Origin of the sequence: Streptomyces fulvorobeus (assembly GCF_013167895.1) — a bacterium.
Lineage (GTDB): Bacteria > Actinomycetota > Actinomycetes > Streptomycetales > Streptomycetaceae > Streptomyces > Streptomyces fulvorobeus.
Genome location: NZ_BLWC01000001.1, coordinates 1,783,821 through 1,801,672, shown reverse-complemented (window position 1 = coordinate 1,801,672; position 17,852 = coordinate 1,783,821). Strand labels below are relative to the sequence as shown.

Annotated in this window: 13 protein-coding genes; 5 read left to right on the top strand and 8 right to left on the bottom strand. The window is 70.9% G+C overall.

Annotated features, from left to right (window positions below):
- Window positions 1-5: 5 nt before the first annotated feature.
- Both Sfulv_RS08140 and Sfulv_RS08135 read right to left on the bottom strand, forming a co-directional pair.
- Window positions 6-713, bottom strand: coding sequence for a 4'-phosphopantetheinyl transferase family protein (locus Sfulv_RS08140; RefSeq protein WP_246353051.1), 708 nt, complete (start codon window positions 711-713; stop codon window positions 6-8).
- A 101-nt stretch (window positions 714-814) separates the two neighbouring features.
- Complete coding sequence (locus tag Sfulv_RS08135; protein WP_173313060.1) at window positions 815-1,057, bottom strand: DUF6411 family protein; 243 nt, start codon at window positions 1,055-1,057, stop codon at window positions 815-817.
- Between the two features lie 217 nt (window positions 1,058-1,274).
- Between Sfulv_RS08135 and Sfulv_RS08130 the strand changes: the two genes are divergently transcribed.
- The 3 genes from Sfulv_RS08130 to Sfulv_RS08120 all read left to right on the top strand — a co-directional run bounded on the left by Sfulv_RS08130 (window position 1,275) and on the right by Sfulv_RS08120 (window position 9,256).
- Window positions 1,275-2,252, top strand: coding sequence for an anti-sigma factor RsbA family regulatory protein (locus Sfulv_RS08130; RefSeq protein WP_173313059.1), 978 nt, complete (start codon window positions 1,275-1,277; stop codon window positions 2,250-2,252).
- Between the two features lie 138 nt (window positions 2,253-2,390).
- Window positions 2,391-6,698, top strand: coding sequence for a HAMP domain-containing protein (locus Sfulv_RS08125; protein WP_173313058.1), 4,308 nt, complete (start codon window positions 2,391-2,393; stop codon window positions 6,696-6,698).
- A gap of 86 nt (window positions 6,699-6,784) precedes the next feature.
- Complete coding sequence (locus tag Sfulv_RS08120; RefSeq protein ID WP_173313057.1) at window positions 6,785-9,256, top strand: SpoIIE family protein phosphatase; 2,472 nt, start codon at window positions 6,785-6,787, stop codon at window positions 9,254-9,256.
- A 49-nt stretch (window positions 9,257-9,305) separates the two neighbouring features.
- Here Sfulv_RS08120 and Sfulv_RS08115 read toward each other — a convergent pair whose 3' ends face one another.
- Window positions 9,306-9,824 (bottom strand): DUF6328 family protein, encoded by a 519-nt coding sequence (locus tag Sfulv_RS08115; protein WP_173313056.1) that lies wholly within the window; start codon window positions 9,822-9,824, stop codon window positions 9,306-9,308.
- Window positions 9,825-9,933: 109 nt separating this feature from the next.
- Window positions 9,934-11,367, bottom strand: coding sequence for a serine/threonine protein kinase (locus Sfulv_RS08110; RefSeq protein ID WP_173313055.1), 1,434 nt, complete (start codon window positions 11,365-11,367; stop codon window positions 9,934-9,936).
- 453 nt (window positions 11,368-11,820) lie between these two features.
- On the opposite strand from Sfulv_RS08110, the gene Sfulv_RS08105 reads away from it, so the two are divergent.
- Entirely contained in the window at window positions 11,821-12,702 is an 882-nt protein-coding gene (locus Sfulv_RS08105) for an SGNH/GDSL hydrolase family protein (protein WP_173313054.1), read from the top strand.
- A gap of 46 nt (window positions 12,703-12,748) precedes the next feature.
- On the opposite strand, the gene Sfulv_RS08100 is transcribed toward Sfulv_RS08105, so the two are convergent.
- From Sfulv_RS08100 to Sfulv_RS08085, 4 genes are all read right to left on the bottom strand, one after another.
- Window positions 12,749-13,099: an STAS domain-containing protein gene (locus tag Sfulv_RS08100; RefSeq protein WP_173313053.1), complete on the bottom strand. Its 351-nt coding sequence runs from the start codon at window positions 13,097-13,099 to the stop codon at window positions 12,749-12,751.
- Window positions 13,096-14,178, bottom strand: coding sequence for a cobalamin B12-binding domain-containing protein (locus tag Sfulv_RS08095; RefSeq protein ID WP_173313052.1), 1,083 nt, complete (start codon window positions 14,176-14,178; stop codon window positions 13,096-13,098). The genes Sfulv_RS08100 and Sfulv_RS08095 overlap by 4 nt, the downstream gene beginning before the upstream one ends.
- On the bottom strand, window positions 14,175-15,839 hold the full coding sequence (locus tag Sfulv_RS08090; RefSeq protein WP_173313051.1) for a SpoIIE family protein phosphatase: 1,665 nt from the start codon (window positions 15,837-15,839) through the stop codon (window positions 14,175-14,177). The genes Sfulv_RS08095 and Sfulv_RS08090 overlap by 4 nt, the downstream gene beginning before the upstream one ends.
- 203 nt (window positions 15,840-16,042) lie before the next feature.
- Window positions 16,043-17,254: a PP2C family protein-serine/threonine phosphatase gene (locus Sfulv_RS08085; RefSeq protein ID WP_173313050.1), complete on the bottom strand. Its 1,212-nt coding sequence runs from the start codon at window positions 17,252-17,254 to the stop codon at window positions 16,043-16,045.
- Between the two features lie 97 nt (window positions 17,255-17,351).
- On the opposite strand from Sfulv_RS08085, the gene Sfulv_RS08080 reads away from it, so the two are divergent.
- Window positions 17,352-17,840 (top strand): MarR family transcriptional regulator, encoded by a 489-nt coding sequence (locus tag Sfulv_RS08080; protein WP_246353050.1) that lies wholly within the window; start codon window positions 17,352-17,354, stop codon window positions 17,838-17,840.
- Window positions 17,841-17,852: the final 12 nt, after the last annotated feature.

Genomic DNA, 17,852 nt, shown 5'->3' with positions numbered 1-17,852 from the left:
CCGGATCACTTCGGCGGGAGGGTGCGGTGGACGCTGACCCCGCACGGCACCGGGGAGCTGACGGCGACGGCGGCCGCCTGTCCGGGAGCCACGGAGAGGTCGGTGAGCTGCCATCCCGCGACGACCGGGCCCCGGACGTCGTCCGCCGCGAGGTCGCGGCCAAGGCCGGTACCCAGGCCCTTGAGGTAAGCCTCCTTGCGAGCCCACAGCCGGGCGAAGACCGCCGGCCTGTCCCTGGGAGGTGCCGCCTCGACCTCGTCACGTTCCGCCGGGTGCAGCATCTTCGAGATCTGCTCCACCGTTCCGGGCTCCGGCACGGGCTCCGTGTCGACGCCTATCGCGGTCGGCGCGACGCCGATCAGGACCAGATCGCGACTGTGGGACAGCGAGAACTCCAGCGACGCGGGAGTGAGTACCGGCCGCCCGTGAGGCTTGTCACAGCACGGACAGGCGGCTCGGGAGAAGCGGAGTTCGCCGGGGGCTACGCCGGTCAGGGCGGACAGGACCGTGCGGAGCGCGGTGTGGGCGAAGGCGTAGAGGAGGCGGTCGCTGTCCCGGGCGTAAGCGGCCATGCGCCGGCGTTCCGTCCCGTCGAGCGTCGTCAGGTCCAGTACGGGCGCCGAGGCCGCCTCCGGGGTGGGCAGGGCCCATACCCGCACCTCACCCCCGTAGGACGCTCCGGTGTGCCCGCGGAAAGTCCCTGCCGTCCCCATGACGGTCATGCTCCCAGATATCGGGCCGGCCGGAGGGGAGTCCTGTCGGACGGGCGTCGGAATCAGGGGCAGGGGCGCACGCGGAGTCCGGGGACGAGGTCCTAGAAGGGCATACGGCCACGGGCTCGTCGCCCGGCGGAGCCGCTGCGGCCCACGGCCTTGGAGCTGCTGCGGAAGGGCTTGCTGAAGAGCCGGCCCAGGACACCGGGCGCCTTGCCGCCGGCGCGTGACCCGGCTCCCAGGGTTCGCTGGGTGCCGCGTTCGGGGTGGCGGGACAAGCGGGGGACGAGGAAGGCGAGGACGGCGAGAACGATGCATACGGCGACAATTCCGACAACCATCATGGAGGGCTCCTTGGTCGAGGTGTGCCTTGCCGTCTGCCCTCGCGGACCGAGCGCATGCGCGGATCGCCGGCCGAGTGCGCCGCGGCCCACGGCGCACCCGAGGGCGTGTCGCGTGAGAGCTCCGGGGTCCGGGGGTTCGACCGGCCCTTCCGCGGGGGAGGCATGAGTGACAATAGGGCGCGTGTGACCACGTCGAGGGATTGTCCGGGGGAGTCCGATGAGCGAGCCGTTCGGGCATCCCGCCCTGTTCTACCGGGACGACGACACGTATCTGGCCGGCACGATCCCGTTCATCGCCGATGGACTGGCCGCGGGGGAGCCCGTGGCGGTCGCCGTCCCCCGGCGACGCCTCGACCTGCTGACCTCCGCACTCGGCGACCGGGCCGAGAAGACCAGCCTGATCGACATGGCGGAGGCCGGACGCAACCCCGGGCGGATCATCCCCCGCGTACTGCGCGCCTTCGCCGACGCCCACCCCGGCGCGCGCGTGCGGATCATCGGCGAGCCGGTCTGGCCGGGCCGCAGCCAGGCCGAGTACCCCGCCTGCGTCCAGCACGAGGCGCTGATCAACCACGCCTTCACGGGCCGGCCGATCACCATCCTGTGCCCGTACGACACCGCCCGGCTCGACGAGCGGGTCCTCGCGGACGCCCACGCCACCCACCCGGTAATCATCGAGGACGCGATCGAGCGCCCCAGCACCGCCTACGACCCCGACCGTACGGCAGCCGCCTGCAACCAGCCGCTGCCCCGTCCACCGCAGGGCGCGTCCGCCTTCGCCTTCGACGGCCGCGCGCTGCCCGAAGTCCGTACGTTCGCCTGGCGCCGGGCCGCTGCTCTGGGACTGCCCACGGCCCGTCTCGACGACCTCGCTCTGGCTGTGGCCGAACTCACCACCAACAGCGTCCTCCACGGCGGCGGCACCGGAACCCTGCGCATCTGGGCCGAGGGCGACCAGGTCGTGTGTGAGGTACGCGACCGCGGGCACCTGACGGACCCGCTCGCGGGCCGTCACCTCCCCCCGCCGGGCCGGCCGGGCGGCCGCGGCCTGCTGCTGGTCAACTGCCTCAGCGACCTCGTGCGTACGCACACCGGCGTGAGCGGGACCACCATCCGCTTCTACCTCGACCGCGCCGTGCGGGTGTCCGGCCGGCCTGAGGGGGACTCGGTACCGCTTCCCCAGGCGTCGGGATAGGCTTCCTCAGAATTTTGTCGCACGGCAATGATCTCTGGTCGCCGTCGTGAGGCACGGAGGGGCCGGTCCAGCTGTGGACCGTGGAGTTGTCCTGTTTTTCTGGTCGGCCGGGTGCCCGGAACGCAACGAGGATTGGTCATGGCTGAGACGACGGTCGAGAGCTCGCGTCCGGTGCAGCGGACACGGTCGCGGGGAACCGGCAAGGTGGGGGAGCCGGAGCTGCGGCAGCTGCTGGACGGGCTGACCGCGGTGCGCGACGGGGACTTCGGTACGCGCCTGCCCGACGCGGCGGACGGCCTGCTCGGTGAGATCGCCACCGTGTTCAACGGCATGGTCGATCAGCTGTCGCTGTTCACCTCCGAGGTGACCCGGGTCGCACGCGAGGTAGGCACCGAGGGGACGCTCGGCGGCCAGGCGGAGGTTCCCGGCGTATCGGGCACCTGGGCGGATCTGACCGACTCCGTGAACGCGATGGCGGGCAATCTGACGACCCAGGTGCGCGACATCGCGCACGTGGCCACCGCTGTGGCCCTCGGCGACCTGTCGCAGAAGATCGACGTCGACGCGCGGGGCGAGATCCTGGAGCTGAAGAACACCATCAACACGATGGTCGACCAGCTGTCCGCCTTCGCCGACGAGGTGACCCGCGTCGCCCGGGAGGTGGGCACCGACGGCCGTCTCGGTGGCCAGGCGGACGTCAAGGGAGTCTCCGGTACCTGGCGTGACCTGACCGACTCCGTGAACTTCATGGCGGGCAACCTGACCGCCCAGGTGCGCTCAATCGCGCAGGTCGCGACGGCGGTCGCCCAGGGTGACCTGTCGCAGAAGATCGACGTCGACGCGCGCGGCGAGATCCTGCAGCTGAAGGAGACCATCAACACGATGGTCGACCAGTTGTCCGCCTTCGCCGACGAGGTGACCCGCGTCGCCCGCGAGGTCGGCACGGAAGGCCGCCTCGGCGGGCAGGCGGACGTCAAGGGCGTCTCCGGCACCTGGAAGGACCTCACCGAGTCGGTCAACGTCATGGGCGACAACCTGACCGCCCAGGTGCGCTCCATCGCCGAGGTCACGACGGCCGTCGCCCAGGGAGACCTCACCCAGAAGATCCGGGTCGACGCGCGCGGCGAGATCCTGGAGCTGAAGGAGACCATCAACACGATGGTCGACCAGCTGTCGGGGTTCGCCGACGAGGTGACGCGCGTCGCCCGCGAGGTGGGCACCGAGGGCAACCTGGGCGGTCAGGCGACCGTGCGGGGCGCGTCCGGGACCTGGAAGGACCTCACGGACAACGTCAACGTGATGGCCTCCAACCTGACGGGCCAGGTGCGCTCCATCGCCGAGGTGGCCAACGCCGTCGCGCGCGGTGACCTGTCGCGGAAGATCACGGTCGAGGCCAAGGGCGAGGTCGCCGCACTGGCCGAGGTCATCAACACCATGGTGGACACCCTGTCCGCGTTCGCCGACGAGGTGACCCGCGTGGCACGCGAGGTCGGCACCGAGGGACAGCTCGGCGGCCAGGCCCGGGTGCCCAACGTGGCAGGCACCTGGAAGGACCTCACCGACAACGTCAACTCGATGGCGAACAACCTGACCGGGCAGGTACGCAACATCGCCCTGGTCACCACCGCCGTCGCCAACGGTGACCTGTCCAAGAAGATCGACGTCGACGCCCGCGGCGAGATCCTGGAGCTGAAGACGACCATCAACACGATGGTCGACCAGCTCTCGGCCTTCGCCGCCGAGGTCACCCGCGTCGCCCGCGAGGTGGGCAGCGAGGGCCGGCTCGGCGGGCAGGCCGAGGTCGAGGGCGTCTCCGGTACGTGGAAGCGCCTCACCGAGAACGTGAACGAGCTGGCAGGCAACCTCACCCGCCAGGTGCGGGCCATCGCCGAGGTGACCAGCGCCGTGGCCGAGGGCGATCTGACGCGGTCGATCACCGTCGACGCGTCCGGTGAGGTCGCGGAGCTGAAGGACAACATCAACTCGATGGTCGGCTCGCTGCGCGAGACGACCCGGGCCAACCAGGAACAGGACTGGCTGAAGTCCAGCCTGGCCCGGATCTCCAGCCTGATGCAGGGGCACCGCGACCTCGCCGTGGTCGGTGAGCTGGTCATGGACGAGCTGACCCCGCTGGTCTGCGCCCAGTACGGCGCCTTCTACCTCGCTGAGGAGTCCCCGGACGGCATCGAGCTCAGACTCGTCGGCTCGTACGGGCGCCCCGCGGGCAACGGCGACCACGACCGCTTCCGGCTGGGTGAATCCCTCGTCGGCCAGGCGGCGCGCAGCCGCCGCACCATCGCCGCCGACGGAGTGCCCGGCGACTACGTGCGCATCTCCTCCGGGCTCGGCAGCACCACGCCGGGCAGTCTGATCGTGCTGCCGATCGTCGTCGACGACCAGGTCCTCGGTGTCATCGAGCTGGCCTCGTTCACGGCCTTCACCCCCGTACACCGGGACTTCCTCGACCAGCTCATGGAGATGGTGGGCGTCAACGTCAACACCATCGTCGCCAACGCCCGCACCGACGAGCTGCTCGGCGAGTCGCAGCGGCTCGCCGCCGAACTGCAGTCGCGTTCCGAGCAGCTGCAGGTGCAGCAGGAGGAGCTCCAGCGCTCCAACGCGGAACTGGAGGAGAAGGCCGCCCTGCTGGCCGCCCAGAACAGCGACATCGAAGGCAAGAACCTGGAGATCGAGCAGGCGCGCCAGGAGCTGGAGGAGCGTGCCCAGCAGCTCTCGCTGGCCTCCAAGTACAAGTCGGAGTTCCTGGCCAACATGAGCCACGAACTGCGGACGCCTCTCAACAGCCTTCTGATCCTCGCGCAGCTGCTCGCCCAGAACCCGAACCGCAACCTCACCGCCAAGCAGGTCGAGTACGCCGGGATCATCCACTCGGCAGGGTCCGACCTGCTCCAGCTGATCAACGACATCCTCGACCTGTCGAAGGTCGAGGCGGGCAAGATGGACATCCATCCGGAACGTGTCGCGCTGCGCCAGCTCCTCGACTACGTCGAGGCCACCTTCCGGCCGATGACCACGCAGAAGAGCCTCGGCTTCACCATCACCACCGCACCCGGCGTCCCCGCCGACCTGGTCACCGACGACTCCAGACTCCGGCAGGTCCTGCGCAACCTGCTCTCCAACGCGGTCAAGTTCACCGAACGCGGAAGCGTGGAGCTCCGTATCGAGCAGGCGTCCGACAGCGAGCTTCCGGGCCCCGTCCACCGCGGCGGCGCCATCGTGGCGTTCCGCGTCACGGACACCGGCGTGGGCATCGCCGAGCAGCAGCTCGAAGCCATCTTCGGGGCGTTCCAGCAGGCGGACGGCACCACCAGCCGCAAGTACGGGGGCACCGGGCTGGGACTGTCCATCAGCCGCGAGATCGCGCACCTGCTCGGTGGCGCCCTCACGGTCGACAGCACACCCGGCGAGGGCAGCACCTTCACGCTCTACCTCCCTGTCGCACGCGCGGACTTCCGGGCGGAGACAGCCGACGAACCGGCCGGCCCGGCCGGGCAGGGCAGCGAGTCCGAGCCGTCCGGGAGAGGCCAGCGTGCGGTGACGGCCAAGGCGGCCCAGCCCCGGCAGACGCGCCGGCTGCTGGTCATCGAGGAGCGCCCGGGCGGTCTGCTCTCCCTCGTCGCCCAGAGCGCGGTGGCCGAGCTCACCGGCGGACGCGAGCTCACCGACCGTGAGGACATCGAGGTCATCGCGGCCCTGGGGTCGCGGGAAGCCGCGGCCGTCCTCGCCGCCGAGCCGTTCCACTGCGTGGTCCTGGAACTGGACATGCCCAACGGCGAAGCCCTGCGCTTCCTGGACGCGATGGACGGTGACGCCGCGCTCAGAACCGTCCCGGTACTCGCGCACAACAACCGCCGTCTGGACGCGGGGCACGAGCAGGCGCTCCAGTCCCGTGCGCACGAGCGGCCGCTGGAACTGCTCTCCAGCCTGGACGAACTGCGCGAACGCATCGCGCTTCACCTCTCGGCCGAGCAGCCGGGCGCCGTCGTGCCCCTGGTACGGCGGCCCGAGGAGTCCCGTCAGCAGACTTCTCCGGCCATCGACTCCGGTCTGCACGGCCGTACCGTGCTCGTCGTCGACGACGACGCCCGCAACCTCTTCGCGCTCAGTGGCATCCTGGAGCTCCACGGCGTCCAGGTCCTGCACGCCGAGAACGGCCGCAAGGGCATCGAGACACTCACCGAGCACACGGAGATCGACCTGATCCTGATGGACGTGATGATGCCGGAGATGGACGGTTACGAGGCGACCGCCGCGATCCGGCAGATGCCCGCACACGCGGACATGCCCATCATCACCGTCACCGCGAAGGCGATGCCGGGGGATCGGGAGAAGAGTCTGGCGTCCGGCGCCAACGACTACGTCACCAAGCCGCTGGATGCCAACGACCTCATCGCGTGTGTCAGCCGATGGCTGAACGACCGCTAGACCCCAGCGGCGTTCGCCGAGAACCGACAGACCTCCCGCGGCACCACCGGCGGGACCGGCCGACCCACCGAGGAGTCAGCAGCACCATGAGCACTCCCGAACACGACGGAGATCTCGTCGCGGACGACGCGCTGCCCGCCCCCCGGGCGGAGTCCGTGGCCGTTCCCGGGGCCGCGTTGACGCACCGCCCGGTGCCAGGGGACGAGCCCCCGGCCGACCGTACCTCCAACGTCGGCCGCCTGGCCGCCACCGTCGAACGGCTTCGCGGGGAGGTACGCGCGGCGCACGCCGCGGCCGAGGGCCGCGCCCTGGTGGAGCTCGCCAAGGGAATCCTGGTCGAGCGGCTCCAGTGCGGGCCCGCACAGGCGACGCGGCAGCTCGCGGAACTCGCCGACCAGGCAGGTGTGACGCAGCTGGAACTGGCGGCCGAGATCATCAACGAGTCGGCCCGTGACCAGGTGGCCCACATCGCGGGGAACTTCGTCGAGCGGACCATCGGCGACGGCGCACGGGAAGGGGAGACCGCCCCTTCCCTCGCCGTGCGGCTGCGCACGGCCGAGAGCGCCGCGCTGGCCGCCCGGGACACGCAGGCCGTGGCCGAATCGCTGCTCGAACACGCGCTGGCCCCGCTGGGAGCCACCGCTGTGGCCGTCTGGTCAGCCGGTTCGGACGCCTCCCTCACACTGTGCGGTCACGCCGGGTTCAGTGCCGAGGAAGCGGGGCGCTGGCGGTACGTACCGCCCGGTGTCGCGACAGTCGCCCGCCAGGCACTCAGCGAGCGCCGCACCGTCCGGCTCTCCTCCCTCGCCGAAGCCGGCGTTCCCTCCATCGGCCACACGCAGACTCCCAACGGCGGCCGTGTCGCGCTGCTCGCCGGGACCGGTGGCCGAATCCACGGCGTACTGGAGATCTGCTGGCCCCAGCCGCTCACCCCGCACTCACCGGCCATCGTGCACCAGATCGAAGCCCTCGCCGAGCTGTGCGCCCACACCCTCGAAAGCCTCCCGGCCGCCGGTGTGCACCTGCCCGCCGCGCGGGAGCTGGCCGACGTGTCGGAGCTGGCGGATCTCGCGGACGGGCTGTACGACCCCGCGCTGGTCCTCACCCCGCACCTGGACGGGGAAGGGGATCTGAGCGACTTCCGCATCCGCCATGTGAACAGCGGTTTCGTGGACCCGGCGGGACGTCCGCGCGGCGCCGTCAGCGGGGCCCTGCTGCTGGAGGCGTACCCCATGGCGGTCGGCGACAGCGAGCTCTTCGAGAAGGTCGAGCGCGTCTACGCCACGGGTGAGCCGTTCCGCGCGCAGCGGATGACGCTCACCGCCCTCGTCGACCAGGTACCGCTCGCGACCGTCGCCGACCTCAGCATCACCAGGCACGGCGCCGGTGTCCTGCTCATCTGGCGGATCGAGGACGAGACGGCCCGGCTCGCCAGTCTGCTGCAGCACGCGCAGCGCCTCGGCCGTATCGGCGGTTTCGAGCAGAACCTCGTCACGGGCAAGATCACCTGGAACGGGCAGCTCTACGCCCTGTACGGGCGGTCGGTCACCGATGACCCGGTCTCTCTGCAGGAACTCACCGACTACGCACACCAGGACGACGCCGTCGCCATCGGCCGCTTCCTCCAGGCGGTCCTGCACCACCGGCGCCCGACATCGACGGCCTTTCGCCTGATGCGTCCCGACGGGGTGACCCGCCACGTACGCGTCATCGCCGAACCCGTCCTGGACTCCGAGGACCGGCTCCTGGCGGTGCGCGGCGCCTACCAGGACATCTCCTCCCAGCACTGGACCGAAGTGGCGCTCGCCGCCACCCGGGACCAACTGGCGTACACCGAACAGGAGTCGGCCGAGCGCAACCGGCTGGCCCTGCAACTCCAGCACGCCATCATGCCGCCGACCCGGGCGCCGATGGACGCTCCCGGCCTTCAGATCGCCGTACGCTACCGGCCGGCGGAGACGGAGTCCCTGGTCGGTGGTGACTGGTACGACACCGTCGTCCTGCCGTCCAAGCGGATACTGCTGTGCGTCGGAGACATCGCCGGCCACGGCATCGAGGCGGCCACCGGGATGGTGGTCCTGCGCAACGCCATGCGCGGTCTCGCCGTCACGGGCGCGGGGCCGGGCCAGCTGCTGTCCTGGCTGAACATCGTGGCGCACCACCTCACCGAACAGGTCACCGCCACCGCGGTATGCGGCCTCTTCGACCCGGAGACCCGCGTCCTGCGCTGGGCCAGGGCAGGTCACCTGCCGCCGGTTCTGGTACGGGGGCGGGAAGCCACCACTCTGCCGATGCCCCGCGGGCTCCTCCTGGGGGCCCTGGCGGAGGCCGAGTACGAGGAGACCGAGATCCAGCTGGAGCCCGACGACACGCTGCTGATGTACACAGACGGCCTCATCGAACGCAGGGACACCGCGGTCCAGGAGTCCCTCACCCAACTGCTCGCCATGGCTCAGACCCCCGCCACCACCCTTGAGCGCCGGCTCGACCTCCTGCTCACCCACAGCCGCTCGGACACCGACGACGACACCTGCCTCATCGGTATCGAGGTGTCGTGACCTTCCCCGCCGGCGCTCGCTGACGCCTCCACCAGGCTGCCGGGCGGAGCTACTTGCTCCAGCGCGCCCAGGCCGGAAGTACGACCCAGCAGCCCAGGAACCACAGGAAGACGCCCGAGACGACCCACAGGGCCGCGGAGTGCTCAAGTACCACCCGCAGGATGAGCAACAGGGCGCACATGATGGTGCACAGCAGGAGAAGCAGTCCCGTCACCGTCATGCGAGAGGCCCACTCGACCGCCTGGGGCTTCATCTGCTGGCCGCTGACGAAGCGGTGGAAGGAGACGGGAGCTATCAGCGCCCCGGTGGCGGCGGCACCGAGCACGATGGTGATGACGTAGATCGTGCGATCCGTGCTGCCCAGCTCGGTGAAGCGCGGTGTGAAGGCGACGCTGAGCAGGAAGGCGAGCAGGATCTGCACACCCGTCTGCGCCACCCGCACCTCCTGAAGGAGTTCCACCCAGCGCCGGTCGGCGCGTTCGGCAGCCGTCTCGTCGCGGCCGACGGACGGCTCGTGGCTGTCGTTCCCGGCCGGCTGTCTGTCGTCGGACTTCTGGAGATCCGCCATGTCATCCTGCTTTCCTTGAGGGCGCGCCACTTCGGCGCTCCGATCGCTCGTACCACGTGTCATGGGTGCTGCCGGGCTGTCGGCGGGCGGCCGCTCACGTAGGCGACGCCTACCTGCCCGGCTTCTCCGCGGCCTTTCCCCCCTGCCGCTTCCCTCCGTCGCCGGAGGCCGGTTTCCTGTCCTTCTCGTCCTTCTGGGTGCCGCGGCCCTGCGCGCCCTTGTCATCGGGCGGCACCTTGGCGGGAGCGTTGCCCGCGGGGGCGCGCTCCGCGCGGTCCTGACCCGGGGTCTCCTGCGTCTGCTCACCGCTCCCGCTGTCCCGGTCGCGGGACGGCACACCGGCGGCGGAGGCGGTGGGCTCCGGGAGACCGGCCGGTGGCTGCCCGGTGGACCGGCGGACGGGCCGGGGAGCCGGGGGGTCGGCCGATGGCGCTCCGACGCTCTGCCGTACGGAGGTGGACGTGGGCGACGCGGGTGCCTCCCGCTCGCCGGCGCCGCCTCGCAGCAGGACGGTGGTGGTGAGGGTGGCACCGGTCAGGGCGATGAGCGTGGCGCCGGCGACAAGGAGCGTCCGCGCACGCCGGGGGAGTGGTGCCGGGGCCGGTCGCTGAGGTGTCTCCTCCCATGGAGAGGCCGGGACGGGAGCAAACCGGCCGCCCTCCCCCTGCGCTGCGACAGGGACGTGGAAGGGGGGACCGGCCGGTGCGGTGGCGGGGTCCACGGCGATGTCGGAGAGGGCGGCGGCGCACTCCTGAGCGTCCGGCCGTTCGGCCTCGTCGGCGGACGTCATGTCGCGCAACAGGCTCACCAGTGGCTCCGGCACGTGGTCGGGGATGACGGGCGGCCTGTGCAGGCGGGCTATCGCCGCTTCCAACGGCGGGCCGCCGTACTCGAGTTCGCCCTTGAGGCATTCGAGCAGGAGGAGTCCGAGTGCGTAGACGTCCGCGGCGGAGCCGGCCCCCTTGCCCATGACCTGCTCGGGTGCGAGGTAGGCGGCGGTGCCGATGAGTGCCCCGGGGACCGTGTGCGATGTGGCGTCGATGAGACGGGATATGCCGAAGTCCGTGAGGTAGGGCCTGTGTTCCGCGTCCAGCAGGATGTTGGAGGGCTTGACGTCCCGGTGCACGATTCCCGCCGCGTGCACATGGGCGAGAGCGTCGGCCAGGCGTGCGCCGAGTCGGGTGACGGACTCCGGAGCCATGGAGGTGGACGCGAGCTGCTGCCGCAAGGTGGGCCCCTGGACGAGCTGCATGACCAGGTACGAGCGGTTCGCGTGCCGCCCGGCGTCGTAGACGGTGACGAGCCCGGGATGATGAAGGCGTGCGAGCAGCACGGCCTCGTCGCGGAACCGGTCCTCGAGGACGGCGTCGGCACCGGGCCGGAACATCTTCACGGCGACGGGCCGCCCGAGGCGCAGGTCGGTCCCCTCGTACACGTCCGCAGCGCCGCCCGTGCCCAGCAGCTCACCGAGCTGGTAGCGGTCGGTGAGGATGCCGTGTCCCTTATCCGAGCCGGTGCGGTCCGACGGGTTACGGCCCAGCATGTGACCTCCCGCGGGCAAGGCGCAGTGATGTGTACGCGTGGACTACCAGGACGTCTCTCCGGTTACCCCGTACGCCGCCACCCATCCGCCGGGATACCCGCGGACCTGAGGAGTACGTCCCTGCCGCAGGTGCCGGGCTGGGGTGGGGCCGACATCACGGAGGCCGCCCGGGAGAAACGTCACGACCCGCGACCGGATGGCCCCGCGTCAGGCACGGGCGGGTTGGCCGTGCCCCGGCCTACGGGGTCGCCCGCCAAGGATTTCTGCCCGGCGTCTTGACGGTGCGGCGGGGCGACCGGATATTTACCTGCCAGTAGGACCAGTCAGTAGCACCAGTCACCGACTGCGCGAAGCGCTTCCTCGGTGCGGCCCGGTGCGTCTGCTGTCGGACGCGGCCAGGCCAGGTGGCGCCCCTCCCTCTTCCTCCGACTTCCTCCGACGAGAGGCATCGTCATGCGCTCACCCCTGCCGAGCCGTAGCGCCCGCACCGTCGTCGCCGTCACCTCCGCCTCCGCGGCTCTCCTCGCCATCACCGGGCTGGCCGGTGCTCCGGCGGTCGCGGCGGAGGCCGACGTCACGCGGTACGTCGCCCTGGGCGACTCGTACGCGTCCGCTGCCGGTGTGCCCGACCAGGTCGACGCGGCCTGTACGCGATCCAGCCGCAACTACCCCTCCCTGGTGACCGCCGCGCTGGACCCGGCCGCCGCCAGGGACGTGACGTGCGGCGGGGCGACCACCGTTCACCTGACGACCAGTCAGAACCCCACCGCTCCGCCCCAGTACGACGCGCTGAGCGCCGACACCGACCTCGTCACCCTCACGGTCGGCGGCAACGACGTGGGGTTCGCGAGCATCATCGTCCGCTGTGTGGGCCTCGGTCTGCTGAACCCTTCCGGCTCCCCGTGCAGGACCAGTTACACCTGGACCGGCACCGACACCCTCGCCCGCACGATCGACGACGTGGCGCCCAGGATCGCGGCGGCTGTCGACGGCATCCGGGCACGGGCGCCCCAGGCCCGCGTCCTGGTCACCGGCTACCCCGCGATCGTGCCCGACGACGGGACCAACTGCCCCTCCGTCGTCTCGATCGCCAAGCGGGACGCTCCCTGGCTGCGGGACATCCACAAGCGTCTCAACTCCGTGATCGCGAAGCAGGCCGCGGACCGCGGCGCGACCTATGTGGACACGTACAGCAAGTCCGTCGGCCACGACGTCTGCAAGCCTGCCGCGACCCGGTGGGTGGAACCGCTGGTCACCTCCGCCGCCGCCCCCTTCCACCCCAACGCCGCCGGTGAACGGGCGATGGCCGACGCCGTCCTCGCCTCCGTCGGCTGAAGCCCGCCCCACGGGCCTGCCACCCCGGGACCGGAGCGCCGTACGGCTACTCCGCCTGTTGCGAGGTCTGCGGCTGGGCGAAGAGCTGCTGGATTCCGGTGACGTCCAGGAGGCGTTGGAGGAACGGGGGTGAGTTCTCCAGGCGCAGCCGTACCGTCCGCGCCGTGGTCCTGCGGTGGATCGTCAGGAGGGAGGAGATGCCGACCGAGTCGCAGAAGCACAGGTGGGCGCAGTCCAGGCGCAGTTCGCGCAGGTGCGGGTGGTCGGTGAGACACCGGTCGGCCTCCTGGACCAGGGTGTCACCCGTGTCGTAGTCCAGGTCCCCGGCGAGGTGGAGGTGTGCCGTGCTCCGGCTGACCTCGACGGTGAAGGTGAAGGAGGAGGGGGGAGGCGTCATACGTGAACTCCGGGAGGTGTGCCGGTGGTTGAGGGTGCGAGTTCCAGGGCGGAGCGCGCCTGGCCGAGCAGCAGGGTGGACCGGGGGAAGTCCTTCAGCTCGTCGGCCAGGATCTCCAGGGCGGGATGCAGGGACCGGGCGGGTACGTCGCGTGCGGTGAGGATGTCCGCGGTCCAGGTGATGAACGTGGTGAAGAGGCCGCTGTCGTCGGTGTACAGCGCGACGGTGAGGAAGTCGACGATGTGGGCGATGTCCTCGGCGGTGCGCTCGCGCTGTTGCGCGGTGTAGGCGGCCATGGCGGGCAGGCGGTCCTCGATCCGGGTGAGGACCTCCCTGACGAGCTGAGCCCGGTTGCGGGCGACGAGCGTGTACTCCTGGTCGGCCAGGTGCGGCAGATCGTCTATCTGCTGGCGTCCGGTGGCCAGGGAGGGGGCGGGAATCCCCTCGGCGAGCCGGTGGGCCGCGGCGCGTGCGTCGGGGGCCCAGGCGTCGGCGCCGAGCAGGCGGGCGTAGCGGCCGCCGGGTCCGAAGGCCGCGCCGCCGACGAGGACGGGGACGCCGATGGCCTGGCACGCGGTGATCGCCGCGTGGGCCGTGGGCAGCCGGGTGGGGACCGAGGAGGAGAGCGCCACCGCGTCCGCACCGATGTTGTGGAGGTGGGCGATGAGGTGCGGGGTGGGGACCTGGGCGCCGAGGAAGTCGACCTGCCAGCCCCGCAGGGTGAGCACCTCGGCCAGCAGGCGGGCCGGCAGGGAGTGCCACTCCTGGTCCACACACGCCACGGTGACGCGGCCGAGGGTGGGCGGAACGCGGGCGGCGGGGTGGTGGGCGAGGGCGGCGATGATGCGCTCGGTGATGGCGCTGGCCGCGTGCTCCTGCGCGACGCTCAGCCGGTTAACCGCCCATTCGCTTCCCACCCTCGCCTGGACCGGGGCGATCAGGTCCATGAGGGCCGTCTCGGCGTCCAGTCCTTCGTCGAGGGCGGCGAGGACCAGGTCGGCGGCCCGGTGCTCGTCCCGGCTGGTCACCGCCGCCCACAGCAGGTCCCGCCTGGTCTCGGTGCTGGTGGTGGTGTTCACGCGGTGTACCTGCCCCGGGTAGTGCCGTCGACAGCACTCAGGTGGTTGGTATGAGGAGCACTGATGGCGAGGAGGGCCATGTCGTCGTGGGGCCCGTCGCGCAGCCACTGCGAGGCGAGCATCTGGATGCGGTCGACGACGGCTCCGGCCGGCATGTCGGCGCACCCGGAGAGTGCCTGGCGCAGGCGTTCTTCGCCGAACAGCTCGTCGCCCAGAGGCCCGCCGCGGGCCTCGGTGAAGCCGTCGGTGTAGAGCAGGCAGGTGTCGCCCGGCCGTAGGACGGTCTCGGCGGAGTGCGCCTCGATCGCCGGGAGGACTCCTATGAGGGAGCCGTGGGTGTGGACCTCCTCGACGCTCCCGTCCCGCCGGACCACCAGGGGATAGGGGTGACCGGCTGAGGTCAGCCGCAGCCGTACCTCGTTCTCGCTGCGTCTGACGGAGGCCAGCACGAGGGTGGCGAAGCGCGTGTGATGGGAGGTGAGCAGGGCGCCGTTGAGGAGCCGCAGCATCCGTTGGTGGTCGTCGGCCATCGGCAGCAGCGCCTGCAGGGTGTTGCGGATCTTTCCGGTGAGGACCGCCGCTTCCAGTCCCTTGCCGCACACGTCCCCGAGGATCACCAGCGACGGGTCCTGTCCACTGCTTCCCGGGTGGACGTCGTAGAAGTCGCCGCCCACCCGCTCGGCCTCGCCCGCGGGCCGGTATCCGCCCGCGATCTCCACCCCCTCCACCCGCTGGAGACTGGGGGGCAGCAGATCCCGCATCAGCGTCTGGGTTATGGCGCTCTGTTCGCTGTAGAGCCGGGCGGCGGACAGGGCGGCTCCGGCCCGGGCGGCGAACAGCCGGGCGAAGACCTCCTCGTTCTCGTTGAACTGCGCACGCTCCGTGCCGCGCAGCAGGATCAGGGCCCCTGCGGGCACTCCGTGGCCGGGCAGCGGGGTGACGACGACCGATCCGATCGTCGAGCCGAACCCTTGCGGGATGACCCACGCGGGCAGCGCCGCGGGGTCGATCCAGCGTGAGGGAACCGGTGGGAAGCCCTGCAACGCCTCCCCGAGCCCGGGGAGATCGGACGGATCGGCCACGACCAGGGCGCGGTCGGCCTCCTGCCCGGCGACGGCGCGTGCGACGGGCAGCTTGCCGTTGCTCACCGGGGTGATCACGATCGCGACGTCCGCGAGGTACTCGGCGGCGAGCTGTGCGGTCGTGGCCATGCATCTGTCGGTGTTCAGGGAGGCCAGCAGGACGTTGGACGCCTCGGCGAGAAATGTGGTGCGCTCCCGCTCGGTGGCGAGCGCCTCCTCGGCGAGCCGCCGGTCGGTGTCGTCGATCAGCCACCACACCACACTGCCGTCCTGGGTGACAGTGGGGTGCGCCTCGAAGCTGTACGCCGCGATCCGCCCCGAGACCGAGGCGAGGACCGGTGGCTTCCGGGTGCCCTGGGCTGCGAGCCGGGTGCGCAGGATCGCCTCCTGGTGGGCCTGCGCCAACCAGGCGGGGGCCACGTCCAGCAGGTTCGCCCCGGGCGCCGCGCCTTTCAGGAGATGACCGGCGGCGTCGTTCAGCTCGGCGACGGTGCCGGCCTCGTCCGCCAGGATCACCGGGTAGGGGGCGAGGTCCCACAGACGGGACTGCGCAGGGCTGGTGCTCTTGGTAGAGGCCATGAAGAGGGCCCGCCTCTGGGCGAACCGCACCCCTTCCCGAGATCGACGGAATGTGCTTGCCGTGCGGCAGCGACTATTAGTTGCCGCACGGCAAGCATTGTTCAGGGGGACGTTAATAGCAACCTGTCCCCGCCCGTCGTCTTCCCGGCAGGTCATACAGCAAGCACGACGCACACCGCAGCTCCATAACCTTCACCGAAGGGTCACGTGGAGGCGCCCGAAGGCTGGTCCCCCAGTTCTCGGCGGGGGCGTCCGTGCCAGTCCAGGCACATCACCAGGGAGTCGTCCGCCGCCGGACCGGCCCCCCGGTGTCCCAGCAGTTCCTGGAGCATCGCTCTGGGTACCTGGGACGCGGGAAGCAGGCGCGTGCTGTTGATCGACCTGGCCAGGGCGCGAACGCTGTACTTCTCGCCGCCCGGTGACAGGGCGTCGTAGACACCGTCGCTGATGAAGAGCAGACGGTCTCCGGGTTCGACGGCGAAGCGCTGGGGGACGTAGGCCGTGTCCTCGAACATCCCCAAGGGCATCTGCGCCTCCAGCTCGATCATCTCGACCGCCCCCGCGCGCAGCCGCCACACATGGGGCGAGCCGGCGTCGATGATCTCCACGTCCCCGGTCGGCAGGTGGAAGCGGAGCAGCAGCGTCGACAGGTGCCGGTCCCCCCGGTGCTGGCCGTAGATGGCCTGGTCGGCGAGGTACGCCTGGTCGCTCAGGTCGAGGCCGGCGCGGCGGGCGTTGCGCAGGGCGTTGACGGCGAGGTTGGTCAGCAGAGCGGCGTCGATCCCCTCGCCCATGCCGTTGCTCACCATCACGTACAGGTCGTCCGCCGAGGCCGACCAGTCGAAGCTGTCGCCGAAAATGGCGTACGCGGGTTCCAGCTGGGCGCCGAGGCTGTACTCGGGGCGGGCGCACGAACGGCCGGGCAGCAGCTGCCACTGCATCTCGGCGGCGAGCGTCAGCCGCTCCGCACGCCGCGCCTGGAGGAACACATCGGTGTCGCGTTCGGCGACCACCACTTCGTGCGCCAGTGCGTCCGCGCACTGCTGAAGCTCGTCCAGCACGTCGGCCGCGACACCGTCCGCGCCGGCGGGCAGGGTGACGCTCAGCACGCCCAGCCGGTCCCCCCGCACACTGACCGGCATGTGCACCGTTATGGTGGACTCCGAGCCGTCGTACACGCAGTGCTGCTCCTGAGCACCGAAAGCGCGCCCCGGAGCGCTCTCGTGCACCGGCAACGGCTGCAGGGTACGCGGCAGCGCCTCGATCGGCTGAAGCCGCGTCATGGCGTAGTCGGCCATCAGCAGCTCCACGGACCGGGCGTGAAAACGGCGCTCCATGAGCGAGCGGAGCACATCGAAGATTTCGTGGGGCGCGGCCTCGCGCAGAGTACGCTCAACCGCACTGGGTCTGTCCACCGGTACCAATCTCTCTTTCCTGCGCATATCTTCATCTGTACGACTGTTCATCATGACCAGCCGGAACGAGCGTGAATGCCCTACTCGGGAGTGTCACATGCGCGAGGTCCCTGCCTCTCCGGACCAGCACGCCTCCCGTGTCATGCCCGAAATCGGCGAGGTGCTGGAGCTCCTCGAAATCGCCTGGGAACGCGGCCGCGTCACACTCGGCACCGCCCCGCTCTCCTCCGCGCAGACCCGTGTGCTGTACATCGTCGCCCGCGAACCCGGTATCAACCTGAGCACGCTGGGCCGCCGCCTCTCCTCGGCTCCGCCCTCCGTCACCCGCCTGTGTGACCGTCTCCAGGCCGCCGGATTCCTCCGCCGGACCTCCCGCCCGGATGACCGGCGTGAAGTGCGGCTCGAACTCACCGAGACCGGCGTCGCCTACCTGCACCAGATCAGGCGCCGCCGCGAACTGGCCCTCCAGCAGGCCATGGACCGGATGAGCCCCGACGCCCAGCACGCACTGGCCACCGGCCTCCTCGCACTCTGTGACGCGGTCGGCGACCCCGCCCTGCCATGCGATCAGCAGGAGACCGCCTGAGCGCCACCGCAC

What these genes read in the sequence shown, in the direction of transcription:
- Sfulv_RS08140 (WP_246353051.1), bottom strand. Translation starts at nt 713, where the DNA reads ATGGGGACGGCAGGGACTTTCCGCGGGCACACCGGAGCGTCCTACGGG.
- Sfulv_RS08135 (WP_173313060.1), bottom strand. Translation starts at nt 1,057, where the DNA reads ATGATGGTTGTCGGAATTGTCGCCGTATGCATCGTTCTCGCCGTCCTC.
- Sfulv_RS08130 (WP_173313059.1), top strand. Translation starts at nt 1,275, where the DNA reads ATGAGCGAGCCGTTCGGGCATCCCGCCCTGTTCTACCGGGACGACGAC.
- Sfulv_RS08125 (WP_173313058.1), top strand. Translation starts at nt 2,391, where the DNA reads ATGGCTGAGACGACGGTCGAGAGCTCGCGTCCGGTGCAGCGGACACGG.
- Sfulv_RS08120 (WP_173313057.1), top strand. Translation starts at nt 6,785, where the DNA reads ATGAGCACTCCCGAACACGACGGAGATCTCGTCGCGGACGACGCGCTG.
- Sfulv_RS08115 (WP_173313056.1), bottom strand. Translation starts at nt 9,824, where the DNA reads ATGGCGGATCTCCAGAAGTCCGACGACAGACAGCCGGCCGGGAACGAC.
- Sfulv_RS08110 (WP_173313055.1), bottom strand. Translation starts at nt 11,367, where the DNA reads ATGCTGGGCCGTAACCCGTCGGACCGCACCGGCTCGGATAAGGGACAC.
- Sfulv_RS08105 (WP_173313054.1), top strand. Translation starts at nt 11,821, where the DNA reads ATGCGCTCACCCCTGCCGAGCCGTAGCGCCCGCACCGTCGTCGCCGTC.
- Sfulv_RS08100 (WP_173313053.1), bottom strand. Translation starts at nt 13,099, where the DNA reads ATGACGCCTCCCCCCTCCTCCTTCACCTTCACCGTCGAGGTCAGCCGG.
- Sfulv_RS08090 (WP_173313051.1), bottom strand. Translation starts at nt 15,839, where the DNA reads ATGGCCTCTACCAAGAGCACCAGCCCTGCGCAGTCCCGTCTGTGGGAC.
- Sfulv_RS08080 (WP_246353050.1), top strand. Translation starts at nt 17,352, where the DNA reads ATGCGCGAGGTCCCTGCCTCTCCGGACCAGCACGCCTCCCGTGTCATG.